8 protein-coding genes and 1 pseudogene are annotated in these 8,505 nt (G+C 73.4%); 8 read left to right on the top strand and 1 reads right to left on the bottom strand.

Annotated elements, in window-relative coordinates; genetic code table 11:
- Positions 1-174, top strand: a pseudogene (locus AC2CJA_RS20495) (SseB family protein); the annotation flags it as partial.
- A gap of 86 nt (positions 175-260) precedes the next feature.
- Here AC2CJA_RS20495 and AC2CJA_RS20500 read toward each other — a convergent pair.
- On the bottom strand, positions 261-656 hold the full coding sequence (locus AC2CJA_RS20500; RefSeq protein ID WP_484604145.1) for a DUF1844 domain-containing protein: 396 nt from the start codon (positions 654-656) through the stop codon (positions 261-263).
- Positions 657-961: 305 nt separating this feature from the next.
- On the opposite strand from AC2CJA_RS20500, the gene infC reads away from it, so the two are divergent.
- The 7 genes from infC to pheT all read left to right on the top strand — a co-directional run bounded on the left by infC (position 962) and on the right by pheT (position 8,504).
- Complete coding sequence (gene infC / locus AC2CJA_RS20505) at positions 962-1,645, top strand: translation initiation factor IF-3 (protein WP_484604146.1); 684 nt, start codon at positions 962-964, stop codon at positions 1,643-1,645.
- 135 nt (positions 1,646-1,780) lie between these two features.
- Positions 1,781-1,975, top strand: coding sequence for a 50S ribosomal protein L35 (gene rpmI, locus AC2CJA_RS20510; RefSeq protein WP_093850868.1), 195 nt, complete (start codon positions 1,781-1,783; stop codon positions 1,973-1,975).
- Positions 1,976-2,113: 138 nt separating this feature from the next.
- A complete protein-coding gene (gene rplT / locus AC2CJA_RS20515; protein ID WP_241714847.1) occupies positions 2,114-2,497 on the top strand; it encodes a 50S ribosomal protein L20 in 384 nt (127 codons plus the stop codon).
- Positions 2,498-2,629: 132 nt separating this feature from the next.
- On the top strand, positions 2,630-3,487 hold the full coding sequence (locus AC2CJA_RS20520) for a TrmH family RNA methyltransferase (RefSeq protein WP_484604147.1): 858 nt from the start codon (positions 2,630-2,632) through the stop codon (positions 3,485-3,487).
- Between the two features lie 47 nt (positions 3,488-3,534).
- A complete protein-coding gene (locus AC2CJA_RS20525) occupies positions 3,535-4,680 on the top strand; it encodes a sensor histidine kinase (protein ID WP_484604148.1) in 1,146 nt (381 codons plus the stop codon).
- 177 nt (positions 4,681-4,857) lie between these two features.
- Positions 4,858-5,985 carry a phenylalanine--tRNA ligase subunit alpha gene (pheS, locus tag AC2CJA_RS20530; protein ID WP_484604149.1) on the top strand — a complete coding sequence of 376 codons (1,128 nt, stop codon included), beginning with the start codon at positions 4,858-4,860 and terminating at the stop codon, positions 5,983-5,985.
- The gene (pheT, locus tag AC2CJA_RS20535; protein WP_484604150.1) at positions 5,985-8,504 is read left to right on the top strand and encodes a phenylalanine--tRNA ligase subunit beta; all 2,520 of its coding nucleotides are present in this window, start codon (positions 5,985-5,987) and stop codon (positions 8,502-8,504) included. The genes pheS and pheT overlap by 1 nt, the downstream gene beginning before the upstream one ends.
- Position 8,505 lies beyond the last annotated feature (1 nt).

Here is an 8,505-nt window from a genome sequence, read left to right on the forward strand (position 1 = left end):
GTCCTGGCCCTGCGTCTGGACCCGGCCGCGCCGCCGCGCGAGACGGCCGGGCGGGTGGCCGCCGCGCTCGCGGCGGACGAGACGCTGCGCACGCGCCTGGTGCGCGGCCTGGACCTGGCACTGCTGCCGCCGGAGGGAGCCCTGCCGGGACGTCCGCTGTACGACCGCGGCTGAACCGCACCGCCGGAACGGGCCGGAGCGCGGCCGAACGGCCGGCCGCGGGCCGCCCGGCCGAGGCGGCCGGCAGGGGTCGGCTCCCCTCAGCCGATGACCGGACCGGTGAACTTCTCGCCCGGACCCTGGCCCGGTTCGTCCGGTACCGCCGACGCCTCGCGGAAGGCGAGCTGGAGCGACTTCAGGCCGTCGCGCAGCGGAGCGGCGTGGTAGGAGCCGATCTCGGTGGCGGCGGCGGTCACCAGCCCGGCCAGCGCCTGGATCAGCTTGCGGGCCTCGTCCAGGTCCCTGTGGTCCTCGCCGCCCTCGGCCAGACCGAGGTTGACCGCGGCCGAGCTCATCAGGTGGACCGCGACCGTGGTGATCACCTCGACCGCGGGCACGTCCGCGATGTCGCGGGTCATCGTCTCGAAGTCGGCCGCCCCCGCGGCCCCTCCGGCGGCGCCGGGGGAGGGGGTGGGGGTGCCGCTGTCGTCGCTCATCGTTCTCCGCTTCCTGCCGATCGGGTGCGCTCCAGCCTAGGCTCCGTCCGTCGCGCCCCCCGGCGCGCCGGGGGAGGAACTTCCTCGTGGCCCTGCTATGCTGGGATATCGACCGGCCGGACCATCCTCTGGAGACAGAGGCTCGATCCGGCCCGCAAGTGGAGGCTCCGAAGCTCCCACCCGACCGACCCCCGGGTCGGCGGGTCACAGGTCAGGCTGCGCCCCGCGGTGTATCGCGGCGGTGCTCCCGGTCAATGAGGAGCCCCGCCTGCGTCCCGTCCGGGGCGCTTTCGCGTTCCGGCTCGGTGGTCACACCAAAGCAACCGTGCGCGGCTGTCCGCCAGGCATCCGCGTGGCGCAACCGAGGAGGCCCCATCAGCGCCGAGCCCCGCATCAACGACCGGATTCGCGTCCCCGAGGTGCGACTCGTCGGTCCCAGTGGCGAGCAGGTCGGCATCGTGCCGCTTGCCAAGGCCCTGGAGCTTGCCCAGGAGTACGACCTCGACCTGGTCGAGGTCGCGGCGAACGCCCGTCCGCCGGTGTGCAAGCTCATGGACTACGGAAAGTTCAAGTACGAGTCGGCCATGAAGGCCCGTGAGGCGCGCAAGAACCAGGCGCACACGGTCATCAAGGAGATGAAGCTCCGGCCGAAGATCGATCCGCACGACTACGACACCAAGAAGGGTCACGTCGTCCGGTTCCTCAAGCAGGGGGACAAGGTCAAGATCACGATCATGTTCCGCGGTCGTGAGCAGTCCCGTCCCGAGCTGGGCTACCGGCTGCTCCAGCGCCTCGCGGACGACGTCCAGGACCTGGGCTTCGTCGAGTCGAACCCCAAGCAGGACGGCCGGAACATGATCATGGTTCTCGGTCCGCACAAGAAGAAGACCGAGGCGATGGCCGAAGCCCGTGAGGCGCAGGCCGCCCGCAAGGCGGAGCGCCAGCAGCAGGGGAACGCGGCCCCTGCCGAGGAACACGCCGAGGCATGATCCGGCGGCCGCGGAGCCGGCCGCCGATCGCACGGGCCCTTCCCGGGCCCGGACAGCAACCGAAACAGCTGACGCTGCCGCACGCCGGTCCACGGCCGGCTCCGGCGGCGCCACCGACGAGGAGAGAACGGCGACATGCCGAAGAACAAGACGCACAGTGGTGCGAGCAAGCGCTTCAAGATCACCGGCTCCGGCAAGGTGATGCGCCAGCGCGCCGGCCGCCGCCACCTTCTCGAGCACAAGCCGTCCACGCTGACGCGCCGCCTCGCAGGCAAGACCGAGATGGCTCCGGCCGACGCCAAGAAGATCAAGAAGCTTCTCGGCAAGTGAGCCCGGCCGCCCGCTGATCCCCGCGATCGGCCGGGCGCAGGACACCGGACACCGGGACCCCATCGAACCTTCGGGCCGACGGCGCCGTAGCACGGCAGCCGGACCACCACACCGGCCCCGCGACAAGGAGTAATTCACGTGGCACGCGTCAAGCGGGCGGTCAACGCCCACAAGAAGCGCCGGGCGATCCTCGAGCAGGCCAGCGGTTACCGCGGCCAGCGCTCCCGCCTGTACCGCAAGGCGAAGGAGCAGGTCACCCACTCCCTGGTCTACAACTACAACGACCGCAAGCGCCGCAAGGGCGACTTCCGGCAGCTGTGGATCCAGCGGATCAACGCCGGCGCCCGCGCCAACGGCATGACCTACAACCGCTTCATCCAGGGTCTGAAGGCCGCCGAGATCGAGGTGGACCGCAAGATCCTGGCCGATCTCGCGGTCAACGACCCGAACGCGTTCGCCGCGCTGGTCGAGGTGGCCCAGAAGGCGCTGCCGAGCGACGTCAACGCCCCCAAGGCCGCCTGACGACGACACGGGACGCCACCGGACCCGCGGGCCGCCGAGCCCGCGGGTCCGGCCCCCGTCCCGGCCCGTCCGCCCCGTCCGGTGCGCCCGCCGGGAAGCCCCGAGAGACCCGAGAAGCGAGAACGCCGCGCCATGGCCGCCGCCCCGGAACTGACCTCCCCGCGCTCCCCGCGCGTCACCGCCGTCCGGCGGCTGGCCCGCCGCAACACCCGCGGCAAGGAGCGCCGCTTCCTCGCCGAGGGACCCCAGGCCGTACGCGAGGCCGTCGGCCACCGCAGCGGCGGCGAGCCCACGCTCACCGAGCTGTTCACCACCCCCGAGGCCGCCGAGCGGCACGCCGACATCGTCGCCGACGCCCGCGCCGCCGGGGCCCGCGTCCGCACCGCCACCGACGAGGTGATCGCGGAGCTGTCGCAGACCGTCACCCCGCAGGGACTGGTCGGGATCTGCCGCTTTCTCGACCTGCCCTTCGACCGGGTGCTGGCCGCCCGCCCCAGGCTGGTCGCCGTCCTCGCCAACGTGCGCGACCCGGGGAACGCCGGGACGGTGCTGCGCTGCGCGGACGCCGCCGGGGCCGACGCGGTGGTGCTCACCGACGCCTCGGTGGACCTGTACAACCCCAAGGCGGTACGCGCCTCCGCCGGCAGTCTCTTCCACCTGCCCGTCGCCGTCGGCGTCCCCGTGGAGCGGGCCGTGGCCGGGCTGCGCGAGGCGGGCGTACGGGTGCTGGCCGCCGACGGCGCGGGCGAGCACGATCTGGACACCGAGCTGGACGAGGGCCGCATGGGAGGCCCCACCGCGTGGCTCTTCGGCAACGAGGCGTGGGGGCTGCCCGAGGAGACCCGCGCACTGGCCGACGAGGTGGTGCGCGTGCCCATCCACGGGCGCGCGGAGAGCCTGAACCTCGCGACCGCCGCGGCGGTGTGCCTCTACGCCTCGGCCCGTGCGCAGCGCGCACCCGGAGGGTGCCGCAGCGTCACCCCGGGCTAGTAGGGTGGCGGCCCCGGGAACCGAAGGGGGTGCGAGCGGGAGTGGACGTGAGGACATCCGGCGGGCAGGGCGGTGCCCCGCCCGACGCGCCCCGTGCATCCCGTGTCCGCCCCGCCCGGCAGGGACCGCCGCGGCCCGGCGGCGCGGCGGTGCTCCCCGACGACCTCCCCGACGGGCTGGTCGTCGCCGACGCCCGCGGCCGGGTCGTCTGCTTCAACATCGCCGCCGCCCGCATCACCGCGCTGCCGTGCGAGGACGCGCTGGGCCGTCCCGTCGAGCAGGTCCTGCCCCTGGAGGACCTGGAGGGACGCCGCTGGTGGAAGGTCACCGACCCCTACGGGGGTCTGGCCATCCGCACCGGCCAGCCCGAGCGCAACCTCTTACTCCCCGGAGGCCGGGAGGTCCTGGTCTCCGCCCGGTACGTCCGCGCCCGTCCCGCCGGCCCCGTGCGGCGGCTGGTGGTCACCCTGCGCGGTACCGAGGCCCGGCGGCGCACCGAGCGCAGCCACGCCGAGCTGATCGCCACCGTCGCCCACGAACTGCGCTCACCGCTGACCTCGGTGAAGGGCTTCACCGCGACGCTGCTGGCCAAGTGGGAGAGGTTCACCGACGACCAGAAGCGGCTGATGCTGGAGACGGTGGACGCCGACGCCGACCGCGTCACCCGGCTCATCACCGAACTGCTGGACATCTCGCGCATCGACTCCGGGCGACTGGAGATCCACCGCCAGCCCGTCGACATGGCCGCCGCCGTGGAGCGGCACATCCGGGCCCACGTCGCCGCGGGCCGTCCCCGGGAGCGCTTCGCCCGCAGGATCGTCACCCCGCTCCCGCCGCTGTGGGCCGACCCCGACAAGATCGACCAGGTGCTCGGCAATCTGCTGGAAAACGCCGTGCGCCACGGCGCGGGAACCGTCACCATAGAAGTGGCACCGGCACGGACGAAGAGCGGCGACGAAGGAACGGCGGTCACGGTGAGCGACGAGGGCCCCGGCATCCCCGAGGAGTCGATGAGCCGCGTCTTCACCCGCTTCTGGCGCGGCAGCAAGCGCGGCGGCACCGGCCTGGGCCTGTACATCGTCAAGGGCGTCGTCGAGGCCCACGGCGGAACCATCACGGTCGGCCGCTCGCCCGCCGGCGGCGCCGAGTTCCGATTCATCCTGCCTGCGAGCGTCCCGGCCTTCATGGCCTGAGCGGGCACCCGCGGGCTCCTCCGGGTCAGTGGCGATCTTCCTCGCCCCGTAGACTCGACAACCGGTACCTTCGAGCGGCCCGGGAACCGGCTCCGCCGAGAGACAGGGTGCCGAAGCGCCGAGGCGGGGCGAAGCAACCAACCGAAACCACGGGCCAACCGAAAAGCACGGGAAGAGATGTCCGCACCCAACAAGTCGTACGACCCCGTAGAGGTCGAGGCACTGAAACCGGAAGAGATCGACCGGGCACGGGACGCGGCCCTCGCCGCGATCGCCGCCGCCGGCGATCTGGAGGCGCTGCGCGAGGTGAAGGCCGCCCACGCGGGCGACCGCTCGCCGCTGGCACTGGCCAACCGCGAGATCGGCGCCCTGCCGCCGCACGCCAAGGCCGAGGCCGGCCGGCGTGTCGGCCAGGCGCGCGGCGCGGTGGGCCAGGCCCTCAAGCGGCGCCGGGAGGAACTGGAGGCTGAGCGCGACGAGCGCGTGCTGGTCGAGGAGGCGGTGGACGTCACGCTGCCCTTCGACCGCGTCCCCGCGGGCGCCCGCCACCCGCTGACCACGCTGTCGGAGCGCGTCGAGGACATCTTCGTGGCGATGGGTTACGAGGTCGCCGAGGGACCCGAGGTCGAGGCCGAGTGGTTCAACTTCGACGCCCTCAACTTCCTCCCGGACCACCCGGCCCGCAGCATGCAGGACACCTTCTTCGTCCAGCCCCCGGAGGGCTTCGAGGGCGAGGAGTCCGGAGTGGTGCTGCGCACCCACACCTCGCCGGTGCAGGCCCGCTCCCTGCTGGAGCGCGAGCTGCCGGTGTACGTGATCTGCCCCGGCCGCGTCTACCGCACCGACGAGCTGGACGCCACCCACACCCCCGTCTTCTCCCAGGTCGAGCTGCTCGCCGTGGACGAGGGCCTCACCATGGCCGACCTCAAGGGCACCCTGGACCACATGCTCCGGGAGCTCTTCGGCGAGGGGGTGGAGACCCGGCTGCGCCCGCACTACTTCCCCTTCACCGAGCCGTCCGCCGAGATGGACATGGTCTGCTACGTCTGCCGCGGCGCCTCCGTCGGCAACCCCGACCGCCCCTGCCGCGCCTGCTCCTCCGAGGGGTGGATCGAACTCGGCGGCTGCGGCATGGTCAACCCGCGGGTGCTGACCGCCTGCGGGGTGGACCCGGAGCGCTACAGCGGCTTCGCCTTCGGGTTCGGCATCGAACGGATACTGATGTTCCGCCACAACGTCGAGGACATGCGAGACATGGTCGAAGGTGACGTCCGGTTCACCCGGCCGTTCGGGATGGAGATCTGATGCGGGTCCCGCTTTCGTGGCTGCGGGAGTACGTCGACCTGCCGGCCGACGAGACCGGCCGTGACGTCTCGGCGAGGCTGATCGCCGCCGGGCTCGAGGTCGAGACCGTCGAGCGGCTCGGGGCCGGGCTGAAGGGCCCGCTCGTCGTCGGACAGGTACTGGCGATCGAGGAGCTGTCGGGCTTCAAGAAGCCGATCCGCTACTGCCAGGTCGACGTCGGCGACGCCAACGGCACCGGTGAGCCGCAGAACATCGTCTGCGGCGCCACCAACTTCGCCGTCGGCGACAAGGTCGTGGTGATCCTGCCCGGCGGCGTGCTGCCCGGGGACTTCCGGATCGGCGCCCGCAAGACCTACGGCAGGCTCTCGGAGGGCATGATCTGCTCGGCCAGTGAGCTGGGCATGAGCGACGACCACGAGGGCATCATCGTGCTCCCGCCGGAGCACGAGGTGGGCGCCGACGCCATCGAGCTGCTGGAGCTGGTGGACGAGGTCCTCGACATCGCCGTCACGCCCGACCGCGGCTACTGCCTGTCCATGCGCGGCATCGCCCGCGAGACGGCGATCGCCTACGGTCTGCCGCTGCGCGACCCGGCGCTGCTGGACGTCCCGGTCCCCAACGACTTCGGCCACCCGGTGCGGATCGACGACCGGCTCGGCTGCGACCGCTTCACCGCCCGCACCGTCGTCGGGGTGCGCCCCGGCGCGCGCTCCCCGATCTGGCTCCAGCGGCGGCTGCAGAAGGCCGGGATGCGCCCGATCTCGCTGGCCGTGGACATCACCAACTACGTGATGCTCGAACTCGGCCAGCCCCTGCACGCCTACGACCGCTCCCGCGTCAGCGGGGCGATCGGCGTGCGTCGGGCCCGGCCGGGCGAGAAGCTCACCACCCTCGACGGCGCCAGGCGCGAGCTGCACCCCGAGGACCTGGTCATCACCGACGACAACGGGCCGATCGGCCTGGCCGGGGTGATGGGCGGAGCGGACACCGAGATCGCCGACATCCAAGAAGGGGCGGGCACCACCGAGATCGTCGTCGAGGCGGCGCACTTCGACCCGGTCTCCATCGCCCGCACCGCCCGCCGCCACGGGCTGTCCTCCGAGGCGTCCCGGCGCTTCGAACGCGGCGTGGACCCGCAGGCCGCCTCGGCCGCCGCCCAGCGCACCGTCGACCTGCTGGTGCTGCTGGCCGGGGGCACCGCCGAGGCGGGGGTCACCGAGATCGTCTCGCCCAGCGGTCCGCGCACCGTCCGGATGCGCGCCGACCACCCGGGCAGGGTCGCGGGCGTGGCCTACGGCCGGGAGACCGTCGTACGTCGCCTCCAGGAGGTGGGCTGCGACGTGTACGGCACCGACGAGCTGACCGTGGCCGTGCCCTCGTGGCGGCCCGACCTCGCCCACCCCAACGACCTGGCGGAGGAGGTCGTCCGGCTGGAGGGCTACGAGAACCTGCCCTCCACCCTGCCGCGGCTGCCCTCGGGCCGCGGGCTGACCGAGCGGCAGCGGCTGCACCGCCGGGTCGGTCGCGCGCTGGCCGGGGCGGGCTACGTCGAGGCGCCGAACTACCCGTTCGTCGGTGACGCAGCCTTCGACCAGCTCGGCCTGGAGCCGGGCGATCCCCGCCGCCGTACCGTGCGGCTGGCCAACCCGCTCTCCGACGAGGAGCCGGCGCTGCGCACCACGCTGCTGCCGGGCCTGCTCGCCGCCCTGCGCCGCAACGACGGCCGGGGCTCCCAGGACGGTCGGGGAGGGCTCGCGCTGTTCGAGACGGGCCTGGTCTTCCTGCCCACCGGCGAGGAGACCCCCGCCGTACGGCTGCCGGTCGACCGCCGTCCGACGGACGAGGAACTCGCCTCTCTCGGCGCCGCGCTGCCCAGGCAGCCGCGCCGGGTGGCGGCCGTCCTGGCCGGGGCGTGTGAGCAGGACGGCTGGTGGGGCAAGGGCCGCCCGGCGACCTGGGCCGACGCGGTCGAGGCGGCCCGCACGGTCGCCCGCGAGGCCGGTGTGGAGCTGGAGGTGGAGGCCGACCGGCACGCTCCCTGGCACCCGGGACGCTGCGCCGCGCTGTACGCGGGCGCCGGCGGCGAGCGCACCCTGGTCGGGCACGCAGGCGAACTGCACCCGCGCGTGATCAAGGCGATGCAGCTGCCCGACCGCACCTGCGCCATGGAGATCGGCTTCGATCTGCTGGAGCGGGCCTCCTCGGGCGCTCCGCAGGCCCCGCACGTGTCCGCCTTCCCGGTGGCCACGCAGGACGTCGCCCTGGTGGTGGACGCCTCCGTTCCGGCGGCCGAGGTCGAGTCGGCGCTGCGCGACGGCGCGGGCGAGCTGCTGGAGTCGCTGCGGCTGTTCGACGTCTTCACCGGCGAGCAGCTCGGCGAGGGGAAGAAGTCCCTGGCCTACGCCCTGCGCTTCCGCGCGCCCGACCGCACGCTGACGGCCGAGGAGGCTACGGCCGCCCGCGAGGCCGCGGTGGCCGCGGCGGTCGCGCGCACCGGCGCGGTGCTGCGCGGCGCGTAGC

The sequence above is a fragment of the Streptomyces sp. ATLC9 genome (assembly GCF_057196705.1).

Excerpts from the sequence above, each read along its gene's own strand:
- AC2CJA_RS20500 (WP_484604145.1), bottom strand. The coding sequence starts at position 656 with ATGAGCGACGACAGCGGCACCCCCACCCCCTCCCCCGGCGCCGCCGGA.
- rpmI (WP_093850868.1), top strand. The coding sequence starts at position 1,781 with ATGCCGAAGAACAAGACGCACAGTGGTGCGAGCAAGCGCTTCAAGATC.
- pheS (WP_484604149.1), top strand. The coding sequence starts at position 4,858 with ATGTCCGCACCCAACAAGTCGTACGACCCCGTAGAGGTCGAGGCACTG.
- AC2CJA_RS20520 (WP_484604147.1), top strand. The coding sequence starts at position 2,630 with ATGGCCGCCGCCCCGGAACTGACCTCCCCGCGCTCCCCGCGCGTCACC.
- pheT (WP_484604150.1), top strand. The coding sequence starts at position 5,985 with ATGCGGGTCCCGCTTTCGTGGCTGCGGGAGTACGTCGACCTGCCGGCC.